Source organism: Mycobacterium sp. NGS58 (genome assembly GCF_059812385.1).
This window is the reverse complement of record NZ_JCALCO010000022.1, coordinates 79,803-105,375: the sequence shown is the minus strand read 5'-3', so window position 1 is coordinate 105,375 and position 25,573 is coordinate 79,803. Positions and strand designations below refer to the sequence as shown.

The 25,573-nt window shown below is 67.6% G+C and carries 23 protein-coding genes and 2 pseudogenes; 14 read left to right on the top strand and 11 right to left on the bottom strand.

What is annotated here, in order from left to right; genetic code table 11:
- A partial coding sequence (locus tag AC5Y4H_RS19960; protein WP_499984272.1) for a MaoC/PaaZ C-terminal domain-containing protein occupies positions 1-241 on the top strand: 241 nt, incomplete at its 5' end.
- A gap of 13 nt (positions 242-254) precedes the next feature.
- Here AC5Y4H_RS19960 and AC5Y4H_RS19955 read toward each other — a convergent pair.
- The 3 genes from AC5Y4H_RS19955 to AC5Y4H_RS19945 all read right to left on the bottom strand — a co-directional run bounded on the left by AC5Y4H_RS19955 (position 255) and on the right by AC5Y4H_RS19945 (position 3,423).
- Complete coding sequence (locus AC5Y4H_RS19955) at positions 255-1,508, bottom strand: chloride channel protein (protein ID WP_499984271.1); 1,254 nt, start codon at positions 1,506-1,508, stop codon at positions 255-257.
- 25 nt (positions 1,509-1,533) lie between these two features.
- Complete coding sequence (locus AC5Y4H_RS19950; RefSeq protein ID WP_499984270.1) at positions 1,534-2,184, bottom strand: TetR/AcrR family transcriptional regulator; 651 nt, start codon at positions 2,182-2,184, stop codon at positions 1,534-1,536.
- Positions 2,185-2,265: 81 nt separating this feature from the next.
- Entirely contained in the window at positions 2,266-3,423 is a 1,158-nt protein-coding gene (locus tag AC5Y4H_RS19945; protein ID WP_499984268.1) for a glycoside hydrolase family 3 N-terminal domain-containing protein, read from the bottom strand.
- A 109-nt stretch (positions 3,424-3,532) separates the two neighbouring features.
- Here AC5Y4H_RS19945 and AC5Y4H_RS19940 point away from each other — a divergent pair, with 109 nt between their 5' ends.
- Together AC5Y4H_RS19940 and AC5Y4H_RS19935 are read left to right on the top strand one after the other, a co-directional pair.
- Positions 3,533-3,736: a DUF2613 family protein gene (locus AC5Y4H_RS19940; protein WP_499984266.1), complete on the top strand. Its 204-nt coding sequence runs from the start codon at positions 3,533-3,535 to the stop codon at positions 3,734-3,736.
- Between the two features lie 87 nt (positions 3,737-3,823).
- Complete coding sequence (locus tag AC5Y4H_RS19935) at positions 3,824-3,997, top strand: DUF2613 domain-containing protein (protein ID WP_007769006.1); 174 nt, start codon at positions 3,824-3,826, stop codon at positions 3,995-3,997.
- Here the strand turns inward: AC5Y4H_RS19935 and AC5Y4H_RS19930 are convergent.
- A pseudogene (locus AC5Y4H_RS19930) lies at positions 3,968-4,129 on the bottom strand (hypothetical protein); the annotation flags it as partial. The gene AC5Y4H_RS19935 and the pseudogene AC5Y4H_RS19930 overlap by 30 nt on opposite strands.
- Here AC5Y4H_RS19930 and AC5Y4H_RS19925 point away from each other — a divergent pair.
- Together AC5Y4H_RS19925 and AC5Y4H_RS19920 are read left to right on the top strand one after the other, a co-directional pair.
- Positions 4,128-8,360 (top strand): alpha-(1->3)-arabinofuranosyltransferase domain-containing protein, encoded by a 4,233-nt coding sequence (locus AC5Y4H_RS19925; protein ID WP_499984288.1) that lies wholly within the window; start codon positions 4,128-4,130, stop codon positions 8,358-8,360. The pseudogene AC5Y4H_RS19930 and the gene AC5Y4H_RS19925 sit on opposite strands and share 2 nt — an antisense overlap.
- An 88-nt stretch (positions 8,361-8,448) precedes the next feature.
- Complete coding sequence (locus AC5Y4H_RS19920; RefSeq protein WP_499984265.1) at positions 8,449-9,909, top strand: lipase maturation factor family protein; 1,461 nt, start codon at positions 8,449-8,451, stop codon at positions 9,907-9,909.
- 8 nt (positions 9,910-9,917) lie between these two features.
- Here the strand turns inward: AC5Y4H_RS19920 and AC5Y4H_RS19915 are convergent, their stop codons facing one another.
- Positions 9,918-11,072, bottom strand: a complete 1,155-nt coding sequence (locus tag AC5Y4H_RS19915; RefSeq protein ID WP_499984263.1) for an NAD-dependent formate dehydrogenase — start codon at positions 11,070-11,072, stop codon at positions 9,918-9,920.
- Between the two features lie 103 nt (positions 11,073-11,175).
- Positions 11,176-12,087 carry a LysR family transcriptional regulator gene (locus tag AC5Y4H_RS19910; RefSeq protein WP_499984287.1) on the bottom strand — a complete coding sequence of 304 codons (912 nt, stop codon included), beginning with the start codon at positions 12,085-12,087 and terminating at the stop codon, positions 11,176-11,178.
- A gap of 93 nt (positions 12,088-12,180) precedes the next feature.
- On the opposite strand from AC5Y4H_RS19910, the gene AC5Y4H_RS19905 reads away from it, so the two are divergent.
- Both AC5Y4H_RS19905 and AC5Y4H_RS19900 read left to right on the top strand, forming a co-directional pair.
- Positions 12,181-12,393: a hypervirulence associated TUDOR domain-containing protein gene (locus AC5Y4H_RS19905; RefSeq protein ID WP_499984262.1), complete on the top strand. Its 213-nt coding sequence runs from the start codon at positions 12,181-12,183 to the stop codon at positions 12,391-12,393.
- A gap of 18 nt (positions 12,394-12,411) precedes the next feature.
- Positions 12,412-13,002, top strand: a complete 591-nt coding sequence (locus AC5Y4H_RS19900; RefSeq protein ID WP_499984260.1) for a DUF488 domain-containing protein — start codon at positions 12,412-12,414, stop codon at positions 13,000-13,002.
- On the opposite strand, the gene AC5Y4H_RS19895 is transcribed toward AC5Y4H_RS19900, so the two are convergent.
- Positions 12,979-13,452, bottom strand: a complete 474-nt coding sequence (locus AC5Y4H_RS19895; RefSeq protein ID WP_499984259.1) for a DUF309 domain-containing protein — start codon at positions 13,450-13,452, stop codon at positions 12,979-12,981. The two genes, AC5Y4H_RS19900 and AC5Y4H_RS19895, sit on opposite strands and share 24 nt — an antisense overlap.
- A 9-nt stretch (positions 13,453-13,461) precedes the next feature.
- Positions 13,462-15,108, bottom strand: a complete 1,647-nt coding sequence (locus AC5Y4H_RS19890) for an acetolactate synthase large subunit (RefSeq protein ID WP_499984257.1) — start codon at positions 15,106-15,108, stop codon at positions 13,462-13,464.
- Positions 15,109-15,199: 91 nt separating this feature from the next.
- Here AC5Y4H_RS19890 and AC5Y4H_RS19885 point away from each other — a divergent pair, with 91 nt between their 5' ends.
- Positions 15,200-16,618, top strand: coding sequence for an NADP-dependent succinic semialdehyde dehydrogenase (locus AC5Y4H_RS19885; RefSeq protein WP_499984255.1), 1,419 nt, complete (start codon positions 15,200-15,202; stop codon positions 16,616-16,618).
- 11 nt (positions 16,619-16,629) lie between these two features.
- Here the strand turns inward: AC5Y4H_RS19885 and AC5Y4H_RS19880 are convergent, their stop codons facing one another.
- Both AC5Y4H_RS19880 and AC5Y4H_RS19875 read right to left on the bottom strand, forming a co-directional pair.
- The gene (locus AC5Y4H_RS19880; RefSeq protein WP_499984252.1) at positions 16,630-17,571 is read right to left on the bottom strand and encodes a R2-like ligand-binding oxidase; all 942 of its coding nucleotides are present in this window, start codon (positions 17,569-17,571) and stop codon (positions 16,630-16,632) included.
- Positions 17,568-18,263, bottom strand: a complete 696-nt coding sequence (locus AC5Y4H_RS19875; RefSeq protein ID WP_499984251.1) for a TetR/AcrR family transcriptional regulator — start codon at positions 18,261-18,263, stop codon at positions 17,568-17,570. Before AC5Y4H_RS19875 ends, AC5Y4H_RS19880 begins: the two co-directional genes overlap by 4 nt.
- Positions 18,264-18,361: 98 nt before the next feature.
- On the opposite strand from AC5Y4H_RS19875, the pseudogene AC5Y4H_RS19870 reads away from it, so the two are divergent.
- Positions 18,362-18,909, top strand: a pseudogene (locus AC5Y4H_RS19870) (DUF5996 family protein); the annotation flags it as partial.
- Between the two features lie 123 nt (positions 18,910-19,032).
- Here the strand turns inward: AC5Y4H_RS19870 and AC5Y4H_RS19865 are convergent.
- The gene (locus AC5Y4H_RS19865) at positions 19,033-20,742 is read right to left on the bottom strand and encodes an acyl-CoA dehydrogenase family protein (RefSeq protein WP_499984250.1); all 1,710 of its coding nucleotides are present in this window, start codon (positions 20,740-20,742) and stop codon (positions 19,033-19,035) included.
- Between the two features lie 124 nt (positions 20,743-20,866).
- Here AC5Y4H_RS19865 and AC5Y4H_RS19860 point away from each other — a divergent pair, with 124 nt between their 5' ends.
- The 5 genes from AC5Y4H_RS19860 (at position 20,867) to AC5Y4H_RS19840 (ending at position 25,560) form a co-directional block, all read left to right on the top strand.
- Positions 20,867-21,847: a phosphotriesterase family protein gene (locus AC5Y4H_RS19860; protein ID WP_499984248.1), complete on the top strand. Its 981-nt coding sequence runs from the start codon at positions 20,867-20,869 to the stop codon at positions 21,845-21,847.
- Complete coding sequence (locus AC5Y4H_RS19855) at positions 21,840-23,312, top strand: AMP-binding protein (RefSeq protein ID WP_499984246.1); 1,473 nt, start codon at positions 21,840-21,842, stop codon at positions 23,310-23,312. The genes AC5Y4H_RS19860 and AC5Y4H_RS19855 overlap by 8 nt, the downstream gene beginning before the upstream one ends.
- Positions 23,313-23,518: 206 nt before the next feature.
- A complete protein-coding gene (locus tag AC5Y4H_RS19850) occupies positions 23,519-23,818 on the top strand; it encodes a hypothetical protein (RefSeq protein WP_499984243.1) in 300 nt (99 codons plus the stop codon).
- Between the two features lie 2 nt (positions 23,819-23,820).
- On the top strand, positions 23,821-24,948 hold the full coding sequence (locus AC5Y4H_RS19845) for a hypothetical protein (protein WP_499984241.1): 1,128 nt from the start codon (positions 23,821-23,823) through the stop codon (positions 24,946-24,948).
- A 207-nt stretch (positions 24,949-25,155) separates the two neighbouring features.
- The gene (locus AC5Y4H_RS19840; RefSeq protein WP_499984240.1) at positions 25,156-25,560 is read left to right on the top strand and encodes a hypothetical protein; all 405 of its coding nucleotides are present in this window, start codon (positions 25,156-25,158) and stop codon (positions 25,558-25,560) included.
- Positions 25,561-25,573 lie beyond the last annotated feature (13 nt).

Genomic DNA, 25,573 nt, shown 5'->3' with positions numbered 1-25,573 from the left:
GTTCGGGTTCCCGACCGTGATCGCGCACGGAATGTTTACCGCGGCAGCGGTATTGGCCAATATCGAAGCGCAGATTCCCGACGCGGTCCGGTATTCGGTGCGGTTCGGCAAACCGGTGGTGCTGCCCGCGACCGCGGGGCTCTACATCGATGAGCACGATGGCGGCTGGGACATATCGCTGCGCAACATCGCCAAGGGGTACCCGCACCTGACCGGCACGGTCCGGGCGCTTTCGCGCTGACCGGGGCGAGCCGCTAGCCGGCGTGCGTCGGACTGCGGCCCTGGGCAAGCACTTTCAGGCCGTGGGCGCTGGTCGCGGTCAGCAGGAAAAGCAGGAACAGCCACAGGGGCGGCCGGGCGAGTTCCCAGACGAAGATCGCCGCCCAGATCGGCGAGCCCTGCGTCACCGCGAGCACGCCTGCGGCGCCGGCCAGCGACACCGCCGGCACGTGCAGGTGCGTCCCGGTCGCCCAGTTGATCATCAGGACCAGCGCGGACCCGGCGGCGGCGCCGGTCGCCAGCGAGGGCGTGAGCAATCCGCCCGCCCCGCCGGCCCGCAGAAACAGCGCTGTCAGTAGCGGTTTCAGCGCCAGAATCGCCAGCGCCGAGAGCAAGGTCATGCCGCTGGCCAGGCTGACCGTCAGGATGCTTCGGCCGTTGCCGGGCAACTCGGGCCACCAATGCGAACAGATCCCCATCGCCAGGCCCGCCGCGGCAAGGGCGGGGATCAGCAGCAGCGTTCGCATCGGGCGGGCCGGCCGCGCCACGGCCATCAGCCGGTTGAAGGCCAGTCCCACCGCGAGAGTCACCGGCGCCAGCAACAATCCGTGCGCGGTCAGCAGATACGTCGACTCCTCGATCGGCCACTGCAGGTTGGGGTGATCGCGGGTGATCGCCGAACCGACCGCGACCGCCAGCCCGGAGGAGAGAAACGCCGCGCCCACCGCACGCGGCTGCCAGGTGTTGAGCAGGATCCGGATCGAGAACAGCGCGCCGGCCAGCGGGACCGCGTACACCGCACCCAGGCCGGCGCCCGCCGCGCAGGCCAGCAGAACCTCACGATCATGCGGTGAGAGCCGCTTGAGCCACCCGGTGCCCAAATCGCTTAACGCTGCCGCGAATTGGCGAGGGGCGCCTTCTCGCCCCAGCGACGCGCCCGATCCGACGAGCAGGACCTGCAGCAAGGCGTCGATGCTCCAGGAAAGCCTCGGCACGGGCTCGCCCGCGGCGATGGTCTGCGCCAGTGGGGGCACCTCCCTCCGGCGCCGCAACAGCCACCACCCCAGGCCCGCCAGGGCGGCGCCGATCATCGGCCCGACGACCTGGCGGATCGGGCTGCTGGCGGCCACCCCCGCCAGCTGCGGGCCGAAACTGTAGTGGTAGGTGGCGTGCTGGGCGGCGCGCAGCACGAGCGTCGTCGCCAATCCGGCGACTCCGGCGAGCAACCCGACGATGGTTACCGCGCAGAAGAAGTCGAGGTTGCCGCGGTCCGAGCTGGGGGAGCTCATACGGGCCACCTGAACGAATGTAGGCCTAATCGCTCGCGGCGGCCGACCCGCCCGCATCGGGGTGGGCGGCGGCCGCTTCCCGTTCCGCGGGTGAGCCCTTGAGGCCGTACCAGAACAGGTCGACCATCAGCTGGGCTGCCTCCTCGACGTCGACATCACCGGTGCTGAGCCGGTTGGCGACCGCCTCGCCCGCGCCCACCAGCGCCACGGCCATCATCTCGTGCTCCCGCTCGGAGCGCGGGTTGCGACTGCCCGCCCGCATCAGCCCGGCCACCAGTTCGATGATCTGCTCGCGTCCCTCGCGGACCAGGTGAGCGAACGCCTGCGAACTGGTTGCCTGCGTGTACATCACGATCCACGACGCGCGGTTGGTGTCGATGTAGCGCATGAACGACGCGATGGTGTTGCGCAGCATGTCGTTGGGGCTCTGCTGGAAATCGACGTCGGCGCGCACCACGTCGATGAACCGGCCCATCTCCCGGTTCAGGCAGGCGCCGAACAGGTCTTCCTTGGAGCCGTAATACAGGTAGAGCATCGGCTTGGAGATCCGCGCCTCGGCGGCGATGGCGTCCATCGAGGTCTCGTGATAGCCGTTCACCGAGAACATCTGCACGGCGGCGTCGAGCATCTGCTGCTCGCGGACGGCACGCGGTAACCGCTTGGTACCACCCGCCATCGCTTGCCTCTCCGTGTATCTGACTCAAGAGTAAGCAATGCGGTTCCGGTGTCGCGCCCAAGTGCCGGTGACCGCGATTCGCTAGTGGCCGCAGCTGGGGCTGGGACCCTTCATCGTCGCCACCCGCACCAGCGACTCGTCGACCTGGTGGGCAGGCAATTCGCCTGACGCCACGGCCTTTTGCAGCCGGTCCAAGACCGCAGGCACCTCGTCGGTGGTAACCCACAGCGCGACGTCCACACCCGCCCGCAGGCTGCGCAGCACCGCCTCCGACACCCCGTACCGGTCGGAGATGGCGGCCATGCTGGACAGGTCATCGCTGAACACCGGCCCGGTGAACGGCGGGCCCTTGTAGCCGACGCCGTTGCGCAGCAGCTGCAGCGCCTCGGGGCTCAGGCTGGCCGGGACGTCGCCGGTGAGTCCGGGCACCTGCAAGTGGCCCACCATCACCGCGACCGGCGCGGCGGCCACCAGGGTCCGATACGGCACCAGATCGTTGTTCTGCAAACTGTCCAGCGGCGGGGTGACGACCCCCCCGGTGTGCGAATCGCCCGAGCCGTGCCCGTGGCCGGGAAAGTGCTTGAGCACCGGAAGCAGCCCGGCCTCCCGCAGCCCCCGCGCGTAAGCCCCGGCGTAGTCGGTGACGGTGGCCGGATCCGCGCTGAACGAGCGGTTGCCGATCACGGCGTCGTCGGGCTCGTCGCTGACGTCGACGACGGGCGCGAAGTCGACGGTGATGCCCAGGTCGTGCATCTTCCTGCCGCGGTCGGCGGCCAGGTCATGCACCTGCTGGACGGTTTGCGTCTGCGCCAGCTCGCGGGGCGACGGCGATGTCCCGATCAGCGACTTCAACCGCGAGACCCGGCCGCCCTCTTCGTCGACGCTGACGGCCAACGGCAGGGGCCCCGCCTTGGCCGCGATGTCGGCCAGCGGCCCCTTGAAGATCGACAGGTCGGTCCAGCTGCCGATGAAGATGCCGCCCACGTGATAGTCGTTGACGACAGCCCGGGCGTCGTCGGCGTTCTTCACGCCCACCATCAGCAGCTGGGCCAGCTTGTCGCGGATGTTCAGGGTGGCCGGAACCGCCGACGGGTCGGCGCACACCGGTGGCGCCGGGGCGGCCACCGGCCTGCTCGACGTGGACGTCGACGGCCGCGGCGGGTGCGCGGCGTGGTGGCCGCAGCCGGCCACCAGCGCCGACGCGGCTGCGAGCACGGCCAAGGTGCGCGAAAATGCCATCGGGCCATGCTTTCACGACGGGCGTTTCCTACCCGGCTCCAGGGGGGATCAGCGGTACCTTGCTGATCAGGGGGTGGGCGCCCGTTGACTGGCAGGGAGGGAGCCAGCGATGAACGGTTTCGCGTTGGCCGCCGCGGTCAGCGTGGCGGTCGGGTTATCCGTCGGGGTGGCGACGACCGTCGGAATCACCCTCGCCGTCGCCGACCACAGCTTGGTGCAGGTGCCAACCCTTCAGCGCCCGGCGCTCCCGGCCGGTCCCTATCAGGTGGAATACGGCGATCGCTGTATCCACGGACACTGTCTGCACTGGTGACCAGCGGCCCGGTGGCCGGGCGGGCTTCTGCTAGGTTGGCGCTAGGTTGAAAGTCACGACCGCAAGCCGACACTCAGGAGCGCTCGAATGAACCGGATCGTTGCGCCCGCCGCAGCGAGCGTTGTGGTTGGCCTGTTGCTCGGCGCGGCCGCGATCTTCGGGATCACGCTGATGGTCCAGCAAGACACGAAGCCGCCACTTCCCGGGGGCGATCCGCAGTCGTCAGTGCTCAACCGGGTCGAGTACGGCAACCGTAGCTAGCGGCGATCGCAAGCGCGGCCGTGGCGATCGCAAACGCGGCGTAGCCGGGCGCAGCGGGTCGCCACTACAGCACGAAGCCGGGCGTAGCGGGTCGCCGCCATCGGACTCATCGCCGAGGCCGGCGACCGAGATCTCCGTCTCGTGCTCGACGGCCCCGCCGGTGTCGCGACGGTGGTTGTGGTTGGTCGGTGCGATCGCGCTGGCGTGCGCGTTCGTCCAGTCCCCCGGGCGGATCTCTCCCGACACCAAGCTTGACCTGACCGCGAACCCGCTGCGTTTTCTTGCCCGGGCGACCAATCTGTGGAACAGCGAGCTGCCGTTCGGGCAGGCGCAGAACCAGGCCTACGGGTATCTATTTCCGCACGGCACCTTCTTTCTGCTCGGCCATGCGCTGGGCGTGCCCGGCTGGATCACCCAGCGGCTGTGGTGGGCGCTGCTGCTCACGGTGGGCTTCTGGGGGCTGTTGCGGGTCGCCGAGGCGCTGCGGATCGGCAGCCCGGCGTCACGGGTGATCGCCGCGGTCGCATTCGCGCTGTCGCCACGAGTGCTGACCACGCTCGGATCGATCTCGTCGGAGACATTGCCGATGATGTTGGCGCCGTGGGTCTTGCTGCCCACGATTCTCGCCCTGCGAAGCTCCGCGACATCGGCGTCAGGCCGGTCGGTGCGCGCGCTGGCCGGGCAGGCGGGCCTGGCCGTCGCGCTGATGGGCGCGGTCAACGCCATTGCGACCCTGGCAGGCTGCCTGCCGGCGGTGATCTGGTGGGCGTGCCACCGGCCGAGCCGGCTGTGGTGGCGGTACACCGGGTGGTGGCTGGTGGCGCTGCTGCTGGCCACGCTGTGGTGGGTGGTGGCGCTGGTGATGCTGCGCGCCATCAGCCCCCCGTTTCTGGACTTCATCGAGTCCTCCGGGGTGACGACGCAATGGTCGTCACTGGTCGAGATGTTGCGCGGTACCGACAGCTGGACCCCGTTCGTTGCGCCGACCGCCACAGCGGGCGCTCCGCTGGTGACCGGGTCGGCCGCCGTGCTTGGGACCTGCCTGGTCGCGGCCGCCGGGCTGTCGGGGCTGGCCAGTCCGGCCATGCCGGCGCGCGGGCGGCTGGTGACGATGTTGCTGGTCGGGGTGGCGTTGATGGCCGCCGGATACAGCGGCGGGCTGGGCTCGCCGGTGGCGCACGCGGTGCAGGCCTTTCTGGACGCCGGCGGCGCGCCGCTGCGCAACGTGCACAAGCTCGGCTCGGTGATCACGATCCCGGTGGTGCTGGGGCTCGCGCAGCTGCTGGGCCGGGTACCGCTGCCGGGCAGCACGCCGATGTCGGTGTGGCTGCGGGCCTTTGCCCACCCCGAGCGTGATAAGCGGGTCGCGACCGCGATCGTCGTCGTGACGGCGCTGATGGTCAGCACGTCACTGGCCTGGACCGGCCGCCTGGCCCCACCGGGGACCTTCACCGCGATCCCGCAGTACTGGCACGAGGCCGCCGACTGGCTCACCGAGCACAACACCGGGACGCCGGCACCCGGGCGGGTACTGGTCGTTCCGGGGGCGCCGTTCGCCACTCAGGTCTGGGGCACCAGCCACGACGAGCCGCTGCAGGTGCTGGGCGCCAGCCCGTGGGGGGTGCGCGATTCCATTCCGCTGACCCCGCCGCAGACCATTCGGGCGCTGGATTCGGTGCAGCGCTTGTTCGCCGCCGGCCGCCCCTCAGCCGGCCTGGCCGATACCCTTGCCCGCCAAGGTATTTCCTATCTGGCGTTGCGCAACGACCTGGACCCCGACACGTCGCGCTCGGCGCGCCCGATCCTGGTGCACCGCGCGGTCGACGGATCACCGGGGCTGCGCAAAGTCGCACAGTTCGGCGCGCCGGTGGGGCCGGGCACTTTGGCTGGTTTTGTCGCGGACAGCGGACTGCGGCCGCGGTATCCGGCGGTCGAGATTTATCGGGTCGGCGACGAAAGCGACCCTGCCACACCGTATTTCGTCGATACCGACCGGCTGGCCCGGGTCGACGGCGGCCCCGAGGCGCTGCTGCGCCTCGACGAGCGCCGCCGGCTGCTGGGTCAGCCGCCGCTGGGGCCGGCGCTGCTGACCGCGGACGCGCGAGGCGCCGGGCTGCCGATGAACGCGGGGCTGACCGTCACCGACTCCCCGGTGGCCCGGGAGACCGATTATGGCCGAGTGGACCAACATTCGTCTTCGATCCGCGCCCCCGGCGATGCGCGGCACACCTACAACCGGGTGCCCGACTACCCCGTCCCCGGCGCCGACCCGGTCGTCGGCGCGTGGACCGGCGGGCGGATCACGGTATCGAGTTCGTCGTCGGATTCCACCGCGATGCCCGATGTCGCACCGGCAAACTCGCCGGCCGCGGCGATCGACGGGGACTCGGCGACCGCCTGGGTGTCGAATTCACTGCAGGCCGCCGTCGGTCAATGGATGCAGATCGATTTCGACCACCCGGTGACCAACGCGGCGATCACGGTGACGCCCAGCGCCACCGCCGTCGGCGCCCAGGTACGCCGGATCCTGATCGAAACCGCCACCGGCAGCACCACTTTGCGCTTCGACGAGCCGGGCAAGCCGCTCGCCGCGGCGCTCCCCTACGGCGAGACCCCGTGGGTCCGAATCACCGCCGCGGGCACCGACGACGGATCCGCCGGGGTGCAGTTCGGCATCACCGACCTGTCGATCACCCAATACGACGCGTCCGGATTCGCCCACCAGGTCGAACTGCGGCACACCGTGCGGGTGCCCGGGCCGCCGCAGGGCTCGACGGTCGCCGGGTGGGACCTGGGATCGGAACTGCTGGGCAGACCAGGTTGCGCCCAAGCGCCCGACGGTGTGCGGTGCGCGCCGTCGATGGCCCTGGCCCCGGAGGAACCGGTCAACTTCAGCCGGACGCTGACCGTGCCGGCGCCGACGTCGGTGACCCCGACGGTGTGGGTGCGGCCACGCCAGGGCCCGAAGCTGGCGGACCTGATCACCGAGCCGAATGTCACCGTGGCTCGCGGCGATTCGGATACCGTCGATGTTCTCGGCTCGGCGTACGCCGCCGCCGACGGCGACCCGGCCACCGCGTGGACGGCGCCGCAGCGGGTGGTGCAGCACAAGACCCCGCCGACCCTGACCCTCACGCTGCCCCGCCCCACCGAGGTCACCGGGGTGCGACTTTCTCCAAGCCGATCGACGTTGCCCGCGCACCCGACGATGGTTGCCATCAACCTGGGCGATGGCCCGCAGGCCGCCGCGCTGCGACCCGACGGCGCGCAGGTTGTGCCGCTGAAACCCCGGGTGACCGACACCGTGACCATCAGCCTGCTGAATTGGCAGGACGTCATAGACCGCAACGCTTTGGGTTTCGACCAGCTGAAACCACCCGGGCTGGCGGAGGTCGCGGCGCTGGGCACCGACGGCAACCCGATCGCGCCCGCCGACGCGGCCCGTAACCGCGCCCGGGAGGTCACGGTCGGCTGCGACCGCGGGCCGGTCGTCGCGGTCGCAGGCCGGTTCGTGCACACCGCGATACACGCCACCGTCGGGGCCATCCTGGACGACGCGCCGCTGGCCGCGGTGCCCTGCGAACGCGAGCCGATCGCGTTGCCCGCGGGCCAGCAGGAACTGTTGGTCAGCCCCGGCGCCCCGTTCGTCGTGGATGGGGCCGAGTTGACCGCGGCCGTCGCCCCCGAAACCGCACGGCCCGTGAGTGTTTCGTCATGGCGGTCCTGGGGCCCGGCTCGCCGCGAAGTGCAAGCACCCGCCTCGGCCGCATCCCGGGTGCTGGTCATACCGGAAAGCATCAACCCGGGTTGGGTCGCGCACACCGGCACCGGGGTCCGCCTGACGCCCATCGCCGTCAACGGGTGGCAGCAGGGTTGGGTGGTGCCCGCGGGCGACCCGGGCATCATCACGCTGACCTTCGCCTCCAACTCGCTCTACCGCGCGGGTCTGGCGCTGGGGCTGGCCCTGTTGCCGCTGCTGGCGATGCTCGCGCTCTGGCGCACCCGGCGATCCGACGACGCAGCCGAGCCCACCCGGCCATGGCGGCCCGGCGGATGGGCGACGGTCCCGGCGCTGGCCGCCGCGGGCGTGATCGCCGGCTGGGGTGGTGTCGCGGTGATGGGCATCGCCCTGGCGCTGCGCTACGCGATGCGCAGGCGGCATTGGGAACGGCTCAGCGTGGTGTGCAGCGCCGGCGGGCTGATCTTGGCCGGGGCGGTGCTGTCGCGCCAGCCTTGGCGATCGGCCGACGGCTACGCGGGCCATTCCGCCGGTGTCCAGCTGCTTGCGTTGATTTCGCTTGCGGTGCTTGCCGCTTCGGTGGTTGCGGTGCCCGACCGTGTGCGGGGGCCGCGCGACGAATAGTCGGCCGGGCTATTGGCTACCCGTTTACCGGCTGATTGACTGGATATGCGGATTGGCGTAACCGTCACCAACCGAGGAGTCAGGCGCCATGGACTGGTTTTCCGCACCCGAATACTGGGTGGGCAGACTGGTGCTGCAGCGCGGCGCCGCGGTGATTTACCTGCTCGGCTTCGTCGCAGCCGCGGTCCAATTTCGGGCGCTGATCGGCGAGCGCGGCATCCTGCCGATTCCGCAGTTCTTGGCCAGGCAATCTTTCTGGCGCACGCCGAGCCTTTTCCACCTGCGTTATTCCGATCGGCTGTTTTCGGCCATCTCCTGGTTCGGCGCGGCACTGTCTGCGGCGATCGCCATCGGGGCCGCCGACGCGGTGCCGCTGTGGGCGGCGATGGCGATGTGGCTGACGCTGTGGGTGCTTTACCTGTCGATCGTCAACGTCGGGCAGACCTGGTATTCGTTCGGCTGGGAATCGCTGCTGCTCGAGACCGGGTTCCTGATGATCTTCCTGGGCAATCATGACGTGGCACCGCCGGTGCTGACGCTCTGGATGGTTCGCCTGCTGTTGTTCCGCGTCGAGTTCGGTGCGGGACTGATCAAGATGCGCGGCGACCCGTGCTGGCGCGATCTGACGTGTTTGTACTACCACCACGAGACACAACCGATGCCGGGGCCGTTGAGCTGGTTCTTCCATCATCTGCCCAAACCACTGCATCGGATCGAGGTGGCGGGCAACCATTTCGCGCAGCTGATCGTGCCGTTCGGATTGTTCGCGCCGCAGCCGGTGGCCGGCGTCGCCGCCGCGATCGTCGTCGTCACCCAGCTGTGGCTGGTCGCCTCGGGCAATTTCGCCTGGCTCAATTGGGTGACCATAGTGCTGGCGTTCAGCGCTATCGACGACGCGTCGATGGCGATGCTACTGCCCAACGGACTCGTTCCGGCGCACGCGGGTCAGCCGGCCCATTGGCCCGAGCCGCTGTGGTTCGTCGGCCTGGTGGCCGCGGTCACCGCCGCGGTGTTGTTCATGAGCTACTGGCCACTGGCGAACATGTTGTCGCCACGGCAGCGAATGAACATGTCGTTCAACTCATTTCATCTTGTCAACACCTACGGGGCATTCGGCAGCATCGGGCGGATCCGCCGCGAGGTGGTGATCGAAGGCACCGACGAGGCGTTCATCACCGCCCAAACCGTCTGGAAAGAATACGAATTCAAGGGCAAGCCGGGGGCGCCGCGCCGGCTGCCGCGGCAGTGGGCCCCCTACCATCTGCGCCTGGACTGGCTGATGTGGTTCGCCGCGATCTCGCCGGGCTACGCGCAGCCATGGCTGAGGCCGTTCTTGCGGCGATTGCTGGAAAACGATCGGCCGACCCTACGCTTGTTGCGCCGCAATCCCTTTCCCGAATCGCCGCCCCGGTTCGTGCGCGCCCAGCTCTACCAGTATCGCTTCACCACGCCGGCCGAACTACGCCGTGACCGAGCCTGGTGGCATCGCGCCCTGGTCGGCGGTTACGTGCCACCGATGGCCCTGTCGACGGCGAGCAACGCCGGTTGAGGGCCGTCCTACTTCTGGTAGGACAGCGCCCCGGTGCCCGCGAGCTTTCCGCCTTCGACGATCAGGTACTCGGGGCGGATGGGCTTGCCCGCGAACCAGCTCTCCAGGATCTCCCGGGTGCCCGCGGCATAACGCGCCTGAGCGGACAACGTGGTGCCCGAAACATGCGGTGTCATAGCGTTATTCGGCATGGTGCGCCAAGGGTGGTCGGGCGGCGGCGGCTGCGGGTACCACACGTCTCCGGCGTAGCCGGCCAGCTGCCCGGATTTCAGCGCGTCCGCGATCGCTTCGGGAACGGTCTCCTCGGCGCGAGCGGTGTTGACGATGTAGGAGCCCCGCCGCATCGTCGAGATCAGCCGCTCGTTGAACATCCTGCGGGTGTCGTCGTACAACGGCGAGTGGACGGACACCACGTCCACGGCCTGCACCAGCGACTCGACGTCGGGGTGAAACGTCACGTTCAATTGTTTCTCCACGTCCGGTGCCAACCGGCGGGTGTCGGTGTAGTGCAGGTTGACGTCGAACGGCGCCAGCCGGCGCAGCACTGCGCGCCCGATCCGGCCGGCGGCGATGACGCCCACGTCCATACCCTCGAGGTCGTAAGCACGCTCGACGCAATCGGCGATGTTCCAGCCGCCCTCGGCTGCCCACCGATGCGACGGCACGAAATTGCGCACCAGCGCGAGGATCTGCATCACCGCGTGCTCGGCCACGCTGATGCTGTTGCTGTACGTCACCTCGGCCACCGTGATCCCGCGCTCTTTAGCCGCGTCCAGATCCACGTGGTCCGAGCCGATACCGGCGGTCAAGGCCAGCTTGAGCTTGGGCGCCTTGGCGATGCGCTCCTTGGTCAGATAGGCCGGCCAAAACGGTTGCGAAATCACGATCTCGGCGTCGGCAAGCTCGCGCTCGAATTCCGAGTCGGGCCCATCCTTGTCCGACGTCACCACCAATTCGTGCCCGGCATCTTCGAAAAACTTGCGCAACCCCAGCTCACCCGAGACGCAACCGAGCAGCTCACCGGGCGTGAAGTCGATCTTGGACGGCGTCGGCACGGTGCTGCCGTCGGGATATCCGTGGATCGCCGGGATGCTGTCACGCCCGTAGCTCGGCGGGTAGCCATCTACGGGATCGGGGTACAGCACCATCACACACTTGGCCATTGAAGTCCTCCTTGAGTGGGATCAACCCCAGTCTTGGAGGGCGCCAGCCGGGTGTCAAAGACACGATTCCGACCGGCTGATAGGCGGCGCCGATCACCGGCAGCTAGGGCGGTTCGCTGAGCGTCGTACCGATGCGAGCCTCACGCGCGGTCCGTCGCAACGCGCGGGCCAACAGCGACCCCGGCTCGGCTCTGTTGGTCACCAGCGCTATCAGCGCGGTGACCGACGGGCGACGCAGCTGCAGCACGCTGACCCCAACGGGAACGCCCAAGGTCTGAAGCCACGGTTGCGGCACGATGCTCGCCCACCGGCCGGTGCGAACGTGAGCGAACAGCGCGGCCACCGAATCGGTCTCCAGCCGGGGGGTGACCTGCAGGCCGTGGGTGGCCAGCGCGTCGTCGATGAGCCGGCGGCCCCGCATGCCCTGGGTCAGCAGACACAGCGGTAACTGCACCGCTTCGGACCACGAAATGGTTTTCGCCTCGCCGCCCAGCAGTTCGGCGGCGGCAATGAGCACCGGCTGCTCGTGGTACAGCGGGGTGACCAGAAGATCGGCCGTGTCCTGCTGGTCCGGATAAAGGATGCCCGCGTCCAACTCAAACTTGCGGACCCGTTCGACGATGCCCGCCGAGCGCAGGTTGACCTCGAGCTGAACCCGCACCAACGGATGCGCCGCACAAAACGGATCCGTAAGCAGCGCAACGGTAGTCGAGGCGGCCGGCACCACGCCGAGCCGCAGTTCGCCGGTCAGGCCGGCCCGCAGCGCAGTGACTTCCTGTTTGAGGGCGTCGCGGTCGGCCAGAATGCGACGCGCCCACGGCACCAGCCGCTCCCCTTCTGGAGTCAGACCCTCGAACTTCTGCCCGCGCCGCACCAGCGGGACGTTGAGTTCGGCTTCGAGCTTGCGGATGGCTTCCGACAGGGCGGGCTGCGACACGTAACAGGCGCTCGCGGCGCGGGCGAAGTGACGTTCTTGAGCGAGCGCGACGAAATACTCCAGCTGGCGGAACAGCATGAGCCATTCGATCATGCCGCCGCCCGCCAGCGGGTACTCGTCTTCGGGGCCACAGGTTCAGCCGTGAAACGAAGCATGCGAAGGAGGCGCACGGTGCCCAAACATTTCGAAGTCGGAGATCATGTCAGATGGAATTCAGAAGCCGGCCATGTCAGCGGCACCATCGTGAAAAAGCACACCCGCGACACCGAGTACAAAGGCCACAAACGGCATTGCACGGAAGACGACCCGCAATACGAGATCAGAAGCGACAAGACCGACCACATCGCGATGCACAAGGGCGACGCTCTGGAGAAGGCCGACTAGGACGAACGCGTCACGACGATGGGCGAGGACGGCGAGATCTGGACCATCGGACACTGGACATGCCCGGTGCCCGCCTTCTTGGCACCCCTGGATCACGCCCGCATCGACCTGCTCGTCGACGTGCGCGCCCAGCCCGGCTCGCGACGCAACCCCCAGTTCGGCAGTGCGGAGATGTCGCGCTGGTTGGGTGACGCCGGCATCGGCTACATCCACCTCCCCGAACTCGGGGGACGCCGGCGTCGGCAAAACGTCGATCCCGGCATCAACGCCGGATGGCAGAACGCGAGCTTCAAGAACTACGCCGACTACACGCTCACCGACGAATACCAGCGCGGCCTCGACCGGCTGATCACGCTTGCCCGGTCAAACCGGCTGGCGATCATGTGCGGCGAGCCCATGCCGTGGCGATGCCATCGGCAACTGATCGCGAACAACCTTGTCGCGCAGGGCTGGACGGTATGGCACCTGATGAGCGGATCCGCCCCGCGTCAGCACCGGCTCGGTCAGTGGGGCGCCACACCCGTTGTCGACGAGCGGCAGCGCGTGACCTACCCGGCGGAGCGGATGTCGTCAGTGCTCGACACGTCAGACCAGGAGGCGGGGCCTTAGCCGCGACGCGGTGACATCAGCCCCGGCGGCGAGATCGTCGATCAGCCTGTTGACGTACTGCACCAACCCGGCGGCATCGATGCCGTGCGGTGCCGGCCGCTGCGCGTCGGCAAGGTGGCCGGAGGCACGGCGAAGCAACGTAATTGCGCCCGTCGGGTTGCCCCGCTGGACATGGGTGATCCCCACCGCGAGCTGCGTCAGGCCCTGCCACAGTGCCTGGTCGTTGGCCGGACCGTTCTTCCACGCGGCCTCCAAAACCTCATGGGCGTTGAACGCGAGACCTCGATCGAGCAGATCCTGCGCATACGCGAGGGTCTCGCCCGGCGCCAGCGCCAACTCATCCGGAATGCGTGGCACGCCCGCACTGCCGGGCGGTAGCGGTCGGCCTAAAGCGTCACGCGGGCGGGCATTTCGCGGCCGACCCGATTCGTCACGATCACGCTCCGCCATGTGCCGGGCTTACAGCGTCTCGTCCAGCTCACCGAGGCGGTCGGTCAGCCGCAGATTCTCGGAGTAGTCGACCGGGCAGCTGATCAGCGAGACGCCGTCGTCGTCGAGTGCGGTCCGCAGCGTCGGCAGCAGCTCCTCGGCATGAGAGATTCGGTATCCCTTGGCGCCGAAGCTTTCTGCGTATTTGATGATGTCGGGGTTGCCGAACCGCACGTAATAGTGCTCGCCGAGTTCGAGGTCCATCTTCCATTCGATGAGGCCGTAACCGCCGTCCTCCCAGATCAGCACCACCAGCGGGATCCGTTCGCGCACGGCGGTCTCGATCTCTTGCGAGTTCATCAGGAATGCACCGTCGCCGACGACGGCCAGCACCTTGGACTCCGGTTGCGCCAGCTTGACGCCCAGCGCACCGGGAAGGGCAAAGCTCATGGTGGACAACCCATTTGAGATCAGGCAAGTGTTCCGCTCGTACGTCGGGTAAAGCCGCGCCATCCACATCTTGGTGGCGCCGGTGTCGACCAGGACGACGTCGCTGCGGCCCAACGCCGACCGCGTGTCGGCCACCACCCGCGCGGGCGCCAGCGGGTAGCGCGAATCCTGTTGGCCCCGTTCAAATTCCTCGGCCAGCAGTCCTGATCCCGGCACGTCGGCGGCGTGGGCGAAGGTATGGCCGGACAGCGCGTCGGTGAGGGCGTTCAACGAGTCACTGATGTCGCCGATGATGCCCACCTCGACCGAATAGTGCGCGTCGACCTCGGCCGGGAACCGGTGAATGTGGATGATCTTCTTGTCGCCCTGGGGGTTGATCCGGACGGGGTCGAACTCCTGCAACTCGTAGCCGACGGCGATGACGGCGTCGGCGTTGTCGAATCCGAAGTTGACGTAGTCGTGCCGCATGAAGCCCAGCGTCCCGATGCTGTTGGGGTGATCGTCGGGCATGACGCCCTTGCCGTGGAAGGTGTTGGCCACCTGGATGCCGAATTCCTCGGAGAAGCGCACCAGGGCTTTGGTGGCGTCGGCGCGGGCGGCGCCGTGCCCGGCCAGCAGCACCGGGCGCTGAGCGTTACGCAGGACGTCGACGGCGCGCGCCACCTGGCGGGGGGCCGGCGCGTCGGGGCGGACGACGTTGCGGGGCAACGCTCCCAGGTCGTAGTCGGTGTCGTCGGCGTCGATGTGCTCGGGCACCGCCAGGTAGACCGCCGCCGGGCGTTCGGACTCGGCGAGCTTGAACGCCTTGCGGACCATCTCGGGGATGGCGCGCGCGGTCGGGATGCCGGCCGCCCACCGGGTGATGGGGGCGAACATCGACACCAGATCGACGTACTGGTGTGACTCCTTGAACTCCCGGTCGTGGCCCACCTGCGCGGAGATGGCGACCAGCGGCGTGCTGTTGGTGGTGGCGTCGGCCACTCCGAGCTGCATGTTGATCGCACCCGGCCCCAGCGTCGACGACACCACCGCGGCCCGGCCGGTGACCCGCCCGTACATCTCGGCCATGAAGGAGGCGGCCTGCTCGTGCCGGGTGAGCACATACCGGATGCTCGAGGACGCCAGCGCCTGCACCAACCGGATGTTCTCCTCGCCGGGCACCCCGAACACGACGGAAACACCCTCGTTTTCCAGGCACTTGACGATCAGCTCAGCGGCCTTGCTCATCCGACACCTCCCTTAGGGGAACGATAGTGGCAGGCTAGGTGTTGGACTTTTCAGCCACCACGCACCACGAACCCGATGAAGGAGGGCCGACGTGCCCATCGCCACCATTAACCCGGCTACCGGCGAGACAGTGAAGACCTTCACCCCGGCCACCGATCAAGAAGTCGATGCCGCGATTGCCCGTGCCTACGAACGCTTTCTCGACTACCGCCACAACACCACGTTTGCCCAGCGCGCCCAGTGGGCAAACGCGACCGCCGACCTGCTGGAGGCCGAGGCCGACGAGGTCGCCGCCATGATGACGCTGGAGATGGGCAAGACCCTGAAGTCGGCCAAGGCGGAAGCGCTCAAGTGCGCCAAGGGTTTTCGCTACTACGCCGAGAACGCCGAGCAGCTTCTGGCCGACGAGCCGGCCGATGCCAAGGCGGTCGGCGCGAAGAAGGCGTATACCCACTACCAACCGCTCGGGGTCGTGCTGGCTGTGATGCCGTGGAACTTCCCGCTCTGGCAGGCCGTGCGGTTCGCCGCGCCGGCGCTGATGGCCGGCAACGTCGGGATCCTCAAGCACGCATCCAACGTGCCCCAGACGGCGCTCTACCTTGCCGACGTCATCACCCGCGGCGGCTTCCCCGAGGGGTGTTTCCAAACCCTGCTCGTCTCCTCCAGCGCGGTGGAGCGCATCCTGCGCGATCCGCGGGTCGCGGCGGCCACGCTGACCGGCAGCGAACCGGCGGGGCAATCGGTGGCGGCCATCGCCGGCGACGAGATCAAGCCGACCGTGCTCGAGCTCGGCGGCAGCGACCCGTTCATCGTGATGCCGTCGGCGAACCTGGACGAGGCCGCCAAGACCGCGGTCACCGCCCGGGTGCAGAACAACGGCCAGTCCTGCATCGCCGCGAAGCGGTTCATCGTGCATACCGACGTCTACGACGCGTTCGTCGACAAGTTCACCGAGCAGATGGAAGCGCTGACCGTTGGCGACCCGACCGACCCCGACACCGACGTGGGTCCGCTGGCCACCGAATCGGGCCGCGACGACATCGCCAAGCAGGTCGACGACGCCGCCGCGGCGGGCGCCACGATTCGCCTCGGTGGCAAGCCCATCGACCGGCCGGGGTGGTTCTACCCGCCGACGGTGGTCACCGACATCACCAAGGACATGGCCCTGTACACCGAGGAGGTGTTCGGCCCGGTCGCGTCGATGTACCGGGCGGCCGACATCGATGAAGCCATCGAGATCGCCAACGCCACCACGTTCGGCCTGGGTTCCAACGCCTGGACAAACGACGAGGCCGAGCAGCAGCGCTTCATCGATGACATCGAGGCCGGTCAGGTTTTCATCAACGGGATGACGGTGTCCTATCCCGAATTGGGGTTCGGCGGCGTCAAGCGGTCCGGCTATGGACGCGAGCTCGCGGGCCTGGGCATCCGCGCGTTCGTCAACGCCAAGACCGTGTGGGTTGGCGAATCCGAGAGCGGCTCCGCGGCGGGTGACAACAAGGTGGAGTGAGCCCGGCTCCGCTAGGCGGAGACTCCCGCCAGCGTCCGCTCGTCCTCATCGGCGAAGGTGTCCTCGAGCTGTAGCGGTGAGTAGTCGAGGTCGATCTCGCCGACCGGGCGTCCCCGGGCGCTCGAGATGGTGCCAAACCGGCGCATCCCCTTGTCGGCGGCGTACTGCATGAACTCGTCCACCGACAGGCCGAAGGGCATCGGGTCGTAGAGGGCGAAGCCCTCCTCGATCAGGCGCAGGCCGAGCGGCATCAGCTCGTTCATCCGCGTTTCGAAGACGCCCCAGTTGGCGTCGTCGGCGGCAACGTGGCGCCGGCAGGTGAAGGTGCCCCACGCCATGTGCCGTCGCTCGTCGTCACCGATGCGCCGCACCAACTCCTGCATGCCGGGCAGGATGCCGCGTTTTACGCAGATCTTGTGCCAGCCGAAGTACCCCGTCAGCGCCAGCATGCCCTCGACCATGTGGTTGTAGGTCACCGACGCCCGCACCTGGGCGGCCGGCGACGGATCAACCGTCAGGGCGTTCAGGCAGTCCGGCAGCTCCTCGTAGAAGATCGTGCGGTAGGTCGGCACGTCTTCGAGGAAGTTGTGCAGATCCTCGGTGATGCCGACGGCGTCGAGCCACATGCGGAACACCTGGACGTGCTTGGCCTCCTCAAACGCGAACTGCGTCAGATACATCTCGTCGCCCAGCCGGCCTTCGGCCCGCATCGCGGCCATGAACGGTTGGATGTCCTGGGTCACCGATTCCTCGCCGGCGATGAACTCGGCGCACAGCCGGGTCGCATAGTGGCGTTCGTCGTCGGTGAGGCGTTCCCAGTCCTCGCGATCGCGGGAGAAGTCGATGTCGGCCGGGTTCCAGAATTTCGCGTTGCCGCCCGCAAACAGCTTGAGCGGCAAGCTGTCCCAGTTCAGGCCGCCCTCGGCCATCGAGGCTATCCGGGTTCTGTTCATGTGACCTCCTCAGATCGTTCAGCGGTTGAGCTGACCGGCACGGTCTTCGCCGCAGCCGAGAACGCGGCCGCCAGTACCGAGACGAGCCGGCGCACGGCCAGCGCCGGCTGCTCCGGGGTGGGCTCGTCGAGGCCCAGAACCGGATCCAGGCCGCGCATGTAGGGCGCCAGTGCCAGGTGGGGAAAAATCAACAGCAGCAACGACAACAGCGCGTCGGTGTCGGAATCCGCGCGCAGGTCGCCGCGGCGGTGGGCGTCGCGGACGAGCGGGCGCATCACTTCCAGGTAGTGCCGGTGGATGACGTTCTGCACGCTGACGCGGGCTTCGGTGTCGACCTCCAGCGTCGCGGCGGCGTGCAGCGCGCGTTCGTGCGGATGGTCCGCGAAGTAGGCCACCCATGCGTCGAGCCAGTCGGTGAGGAAGTCGAAAAAGGGCCGGCTCGGATCGAGTTCGCGGATGCGGTCTTCCATGTAGGCGCGCACTCGCTGGCTGCCGATGTCGGCGATGAACGCGTACAGGTCACGCTTGTCCGCGAAATACTGGAACAGGCTGCCTTTGGCGACCCCGGCACGGCGTGCGATGACGTTCAGGCTGCCGCGGGAGAACCCGTGAGCCCCGAACTCCGACTCCGCTGCCTCGATGATCGCGGCGCGACGGGCGGGATCGACCCGTGCCCAGGTGACCGTTGGCAATGCGCCTCCTCAACAGAATGACCACTGGTCATCCTACTGTGAGCCACGCCACAGTCAAGGGCCTCATCGGTCGGCGACACCGGCGCCCGGCGGCCAGAGCCGAAGACGTCGAGCATGCGTCATACGACGCCGATGCGGCCGAGCTGTTCTGGCGTCAGCTGCTTGCGGCAAACCGCGTGCTCGGCCAGTTTCGGTCCCGGTTCATGGGCAAGGTGAGCCCGGTCCACTTCTTCTGGGTGCAATGGATCTCGCGTGCACCAGATTTTCCGGACGCGGCGCGCCCCGCCACCCGGGCGGGGCACCCAATTGCGGAGACTGGGTGATGGTCGAGGGCTACTCGCGAGAACTGAGCAGCTGCGGATTCTTTCCCGGCGGCGGCGATGAGGGCGCGTTCTACGCCTACGCCTATCCAGAACCCGACGGCTTCGCCGAGCACCCGGTGCGCCCCGAGCAGGCCGGCTACGACAAGGATCTCGGTGAATACCTGCTGCCATACGAGGCGGTGCGGCGGGCGGCCGACCCCGACCGGACTCTCCTCGAATTCTTGCAAGACACCTACGAAGCGGCCGCAGTGCATGCCCGCTGGGACCGTGCCGCGCTTGAAGACGACCCCGATCGCTGGAAGGCCTATCAAACTCGCGCATGAGCGCATTGCGGCGTCGGCCGACCGCCGCGGAGCGCTTCTTGTCGAACGTGAAAGTAACTTCACGCTCGCGGCCCAACGTGAAATCAACTTCACGCTCGGCGGGTAATGGGGAGTCCGAAAGCGCTAGGGCCGCATCCGGTACGCGCCGTTCAGCGGCAGGACGTGATCCTTCCAAATCTGGTCGTAGCGCGCCGCGTCGTGGGCCGGCCGGCGGATCATCCGCAGCGCGAACCGGGCCTGTTCGTCCGTCGTCGCCGGCTTGTCGGACAGCTCCACGGCGTAGGCGTTGAAGTCGCGGACCAACACGGCGAAGATCTCGTCGATCAACCCCTCGTCCACGCCCTTTTCGGAGCCCGACAGCCCGGCCTCCTCCAGGATGAGCTGCGCGTAGGGCACCGTCGCGAACAACTGGCCGACGGCGAAGGCGAAGTCGATGTCCTTCTGCTGCGCGGCGTCGGGGGTGGCGCCGGCCAGCATGTCGGCCAGCACGTCGATCTGCGAGCGCAGCAGCGCGACGTTGGGCAGATGCCCGAAGCTGTCGAAGGACGCGCGCCAGTCGTGGAAGCGCACCTTGCCCAGGCCGCCGGTCGGCCCCTGCGCGAACAGGAAGGCGTCATCGGCGGCGTCGTCGCGGCGGCCGATCAACGGCGGCGCGCTGTTGGGGGCGAACAGGAAGTTGGGCATGAACTTGCCGAGCAGCCCGATGTTGATGTGGACGGTGCCCTCCAGCCTTGGCAGCAGGCCGATTTCGCGCGTCATCGCCTCGAAGATGGTGTCCTTCTCCACCCCTTTAGCGGCGATCACGTCCCACAGGGCGGTGATGACGCGTTCGCCTTCGCTGGTGATCTTCGCCTTGGTGAGCGGGCTGTACAGCAGGTAGCGGCGATCCTCGGCCGACGCGCTGCGCATGTAGTCGCAGGCCCGGGTGGCGACCAGCCGCATCGCGACCAAACGCGCGTAGGCGTCGGTGAGCAGCCGCCGCACATGGGTGAAGTCGGTGACGACGGTCCCGTACAGGATGCGGTTGGACGCGTGGGTGACCGCCTCGTACATCGCGTGGGTACACATGCCGACCGCGCCCCAGCCGAGGTTGTACTTGCAGACGTTGACGGTATTGAGCGCGGCATGAAAGGCCTCCGGACCGCGGTGCAGGATGTCGGCCTCGGTGACCGGGTAATCACGCAGGGCATAGTTGGCCACGAAGTTCTGCGAGTTCACCACGTTCTTGATCAGCTCGTAGCGATCGTGCTGCGAGTCCGCGGCGAAGAACACATACTCGTCGGTGCCTGCGAACTTGCCGAAGGTGGAGACCATCCGGGCGACGTTGGCGTTGCCGATGTAGTACTTCTCCCCCGTCGCGGTCCAGCCGCCGTCTTTCGGCGTCAGGTTCATGTCGGTCTGGTAGACGTCGGCGCCGTGCGTCTGTTCCGACAGGCCGAAGGCGAAGACCTCGCCCGCCTCGAGCAACGCCGCGGCCTTGCGCTTGGCGTCCTCGTTGGCGCTCATCCAGATCGGGCCCAGGCCCAGCGCGGTGACCTGGAACGGGTACCAGTAGTTCAACCCGTAAAAGCCCACGATCTCGGCGAACGCACTGATCCGGTAGGTGTCCCAGCGGCAGTCCTCGGCCCCGTAAGCGCTCGGGGTAAGCAACGACGCGAAGATGCGCTCCCGGCCGATGTGGTCCAAAAACTCCGAGTACCACACTCGTTCGTGATCGTCGGACTTCAGGCGGGCCTTGCCCCGGGACTCGAAGAAGTCGACCGTCGCGGCCATGATCTCCCCCGAGCGGGGGTCTGGGTACTGGCGTTGCAGGTTATTCGGATTGAGCAACATGACGTGACTCCCAGCGGGTTCTCGACCAAGACGAGGGTGACGGTACTGCAATAGGGGGGCCGCCGGGGTGCCTCGAACAAAACGGCCCTGTTGGTCGGGTGCCGGCCGACTTAGCATCAGTGGCGTGTCAGAACTCAATACCGCTCGCGGGTCCATCGATACCGCTGCACTAGGCGTAACCCTCATGCATGAACACGTGTTCATCATGACCACCGAGATCGCGGAGAACTATCCCGAAGCCTGGGGTGACGAAGAACAGCGTGTCGCCGACGCCGTCAACCGGCTCAACGAGCTGAAGTCCCGCGGCGTGGACACCATCGTCGACCTCACCGTGATTGGCCTGGGCCGCTACATTCCGCGCATCGCGCGGGTGGCAGCCGAGACCGAGCTCAATATCGTTGTGGCGACAGGGCTTTACACCTACAACGACGTCCCGATGTACTTCCACTACCTCGGTCCGGGCGCACTGGCGGGCGGCCCGGAGATCATGACCGACATGTTCGTCCGCGACATCGAGCAGGGCATCGCCGACACCGGCATCAAGGCCGGGATCCTCAAGTGCGCCACCGACGAACCCGGCGTCACACCGGGCGTCGAGCGGGTGCTGCGCGCGGTCGCCCAGGCGCACAAGCGCACCGGCGTGCCGATCTCGACGCACACCCACGCGGGGCTGCGACGCGGGCTCGAGCAGCAGCGCATCTTCGAAGAAGAGGGCGTCGACCTGAGCCGGGTGATCATCGGGCACTCCGGCGACAGCACCGACATCGGCTACCTCGAGGAGCTCATCGCTGCCGGCTCCTACCTCGGGATGGACCGCTTCGGCATCGACGCGTTCCTGCCCTTCGAGGATCGGGTGAACACGGTGGTGCAGATGTGCGAGCGCGGGCACGCCGACAAGATGGTGCTCTCGCACGACGCCAACTGCTACTTCGATGCGATCCCGGAGGAGCTGGGGTCGCAGATGCTGCCGAACTGGCACTACCTTCACATCCACAACGACGTGATCCCGGCGCTCAAGGAGCGCGGCGTCACCGACGAGCAGCTGCACACGATGCTGGTCGACAACCCGCGCCGCATCTTCGAGCGGCAGGGCGCGTATGAGTGAGCCGATCCCGCCGATCGGTACGCAGATTTCGGCGCTGGCCGAACTCGCTCCCGACGAGCCGGCGGTCACCTGCGATGGGCTGACCCTGACCCGCGCTCAACTCGACCGCTCGACGAATCGGCTGGCGCGCGCCTACGCCGAGCGCGGCGTCGGCGTCGGCGACTACGTGACTTTTGTGCTGCCAAACTCGGTCGAATGGATCCAGGCCGCGGTGGCGTGCTGGAAGCTGGGCGCGGTGCCGCAGCCGCTGTCCGCGCGGCTGCCGGACGCCGAGTTGGCTGGCCTGCTCGAGTTGCGGCCGCCGGCCCTGCTGGTGGGCCGTGAGCACTCCGAGTTCTTCAGTGTGCCAGCAGGTTTCGAACCCGACCCGGCACTGTCGGACGCCCCGCTGCCGGAAGCGGTCTCGCCGGTGTGGAAAGCGATGGGGTCCGGCGGCAGCACCGGCCGGCCCAAGCTGATCGAATCCGGCGGCGACAGCCGGATCCCGTCGGCGATCGGCTATCCACTTGGCGCCCAGGAGGGCGACACCACGCTGGTACCGGTGCCGCTGTCGCACAACACCGGCTTCACCACCGCGACGATCGCGTTGCTGATGCGCCATCACCTGGTGCTGATGAGCCGCTTCGACCCCGAGGGGTTTCTCCGGCTGATCGCCGACCATCGCGTCAGCTTCCTGACGACGGTGCCAACGATCATGCAGCGCACGCTGCCGGTCTACCAGGCAGACCCGGGCGCTTACGACCTGTCCTCGATCCGGCGGTTCTGGCATCTGGGGGCACCCTGCCCGCCCGCGATCAAGGAGGCCTGGATCGACCTGCTGGGCGCGGAGAAGGTCTGGGAACTCTACGGCGGCACCGAACTACAGGCGCTGACGTTCATCTCCGGCGACCAATGGCTGACCCACCGCGGTTCGGTCGGCGTGGTGGTCGCCGGAGAGATGAAGGTGCTCGACGACGACGGCAACCCCTGCCCGCCCGGCGTGGTCGGCGAGATCTACATGCGGCCGGGACCGAACAGCGCGCCCACCTATCGCTATGTCGGCGCCACGGCGAAAACCCGCGACGGCTGGGACTCGCTGGGCGACCTCGGCTATTTCGACGCCGACGGATTCCTATACCTATCGGACCGGCGGGTCGACATGTTCACCGTCGGCGGCCGCAACGTCTACCCCGCCGAGATCGAGAACGCGCTGTCCGCGCATCCGGACGTGTTGTCCTGTCTGGTCGTCGGCGTCCCCCACGAGGATCTCGGCCAGGTGCCGTACGCGCTTGTGCACCCGATCGACGGTTCGCCGCTGGATTCCATTGCCGTGCAAGCATTTCTGCGCGACCACCTGGCGGGGTACAAGGTGCCGCACACCGTCGAGTTCGTCGACACCCCGTTGCGCGACGACGCCGGCAAGGCCCGCCGCTCGGCAGTGCGCGACCAGATCATGGAGCGCCTGGCGGCCGCGGAAGCGAGCTAGGGCGCATCGCGATGACAGCTCTCCGGCTGAGTGAAGCAACGGAATGGCTGTAGTGCCAGACGGCGGACTTTGCTACCCATCCCGGCACCGGTCAGGGACGGGTTGTGTTGCGGCTCACCAATCAGCTTGCACGGCGCCTTCATGCGGCGACTTGGGAGCGGTGGCGGTGACTGGCTCGCATCGACCCGATTACCTAAGCTCCGCTTGTGCAGGAGACGGTGCGGGTGAATACCGCGGGTGTGCAAGCGCTGGCGACCCGCTGGGCCACCGCGGCCGAGAATTTCAATGCGGCGGTATCACCGGCAAATCTCGGCTTGTCGTGGCAGCCCACCGCGACGGCAGTCAACGCCGCCCACGCCGAAGTCACAGCCTTCACCGAGGCGTTGGCGGCGCGGGTAAGCTCTGCCGCTACCCACGTGTCTGAAGCAGAGACCCGTTATATTGCCAACGAGACCCGATCGGCTAATCAGCTGGCCTCTGTGGCGCAGCCCGTGACTAGCGTGTAGCGATGGCCGCGGTCGCAGGGGTTCCTAGCGTGTCGGCGCTATTGACCTGGCCCACCGAGCATCTCACAGAAGCGGCCGCCCACTGGGAGACCGTGGCCGAGCGCAGCTATGCGCTTTCCCACCAGGTGTGGCGGGACGCCGCGTCGGTCGATTGGCGAGGCGACGCCGCCGCGGCGCTGCGCGTCGCGACCCACGCTGACATGGAAACCACCAGCTCAGCAGCCGACCAGCTACAGGCGGCCGCCCGTGTCGCGCGCAACGGTGCCTCGGATCTATATGCAGCCCGCTCACGAGTCCGCTACGCCATACAGGATGCCCAGGCAGCGGGATATCAAGTGGGCGAGGATCTTTCGGTCACCGACCGAATGAGCGTCGGACCGACCGCACTACGGACCGCGCGCCAAGCCCAAGCGCAAGCCCTCGCCGGCGACATCCGACAGCGCGCCGCCCAACTGGTCGCCCTGGACCAACAAGTCGCCGGCAAAATCATCGCCGCCGTGGCCGGTATCGGCGACAATCTTCTCCCGCAACGCCCGGCCCTTGACTGGCCTCCGAAGGACAGCCACGTCCACACCGTCGAAAATCACACCTTCAAAGACGATCCCGCCCCCCAGCCATGGCAACCACCGCCGCCGCCTTACCCACAAGGGAAGCCCATAGGCCCAGGCTTGCCGCCCGAAGGCCTTCGCCCGCCTGTCGACGGGCCGGTAACCACCGGACCAGCCAGTAAGCCGAGCGCCCGGGCGAAGGGCGAGCAGCACCTGTTTGACAAGAACGGGGGCGAGTGGCGGTACGACCCAGGCCAGGATCGGTATCACTATCCGCACTGGGACTACAACCCGCACGATGCGCCGAACAGTAGGTGGAACAACGTCGGGATCAACGGCCTTCCAACCCACAAGGAAGCAGCAGCACCACCGCGCTCAGGGACAGTCGGCCCCCCTCCAGCCGCCCCACAACCCCCGGCTCCTGCGCCTAAACCGCCAGCGCCCAAGCTCACTCAAGGACCGATTATCGGAGGCGGGCCTTCTTTCGGTCCCCAAGTAGTCCCGCCTCCACATGCCCATCAACACTGGCTCGGTGAAACCAACATCGAAGAATGGGAAGAGGGTCCGGCCGGTAGCCGCTGATCTTGAGCTTGCAGAAAGCGAAATAGGCTGACCAGCAATTAGATATGACACCCTCAGAACTGCGCTTACCGTCACACCGGGCGCTGCGATCCCGGTGGTGATGGCTTCGGAGAGCGGCTTCTTGGGGCCGGGTGGAATACCGCGCCAGTCACCGCTTCTGACCGTTAACATTGTGTCTGACGGTGAGAAAGCATGGTGCAGATGAGTGTGATTCACGCCGAATTGGCCGAAAAGCTGTACATGGGCGATGATGCGGTGTTGTTGGCCATGGATACCGCTGGCGTTAACACCATCCTTGCGACCCTGATGCAGGCCGCACAACAAGGTTCGGCCCGGCTGGATCACGGGGCAACGATTCACCAGTTCGTCATCGAACCGGGCGCCGCCGACATCGAATTCCGCGATGGCACCGTCTTGTGGCAGTTAGACGCGGCCGTTGCCGCGGAAATCATCGAATTGTTGACCGAGATGCATGATCACCCCGGCTCGGGCCATCATTATGTGGATATCTCCGAGCCCGCCGACACGCTTGTCCTATCGCTAAACGAGTACCCCCTGAACCTGCTTCCGCCCGAAGCCGAATACCCGCCGCCCGCCCGAACCGCATATTGACTTCAGCGCCCGC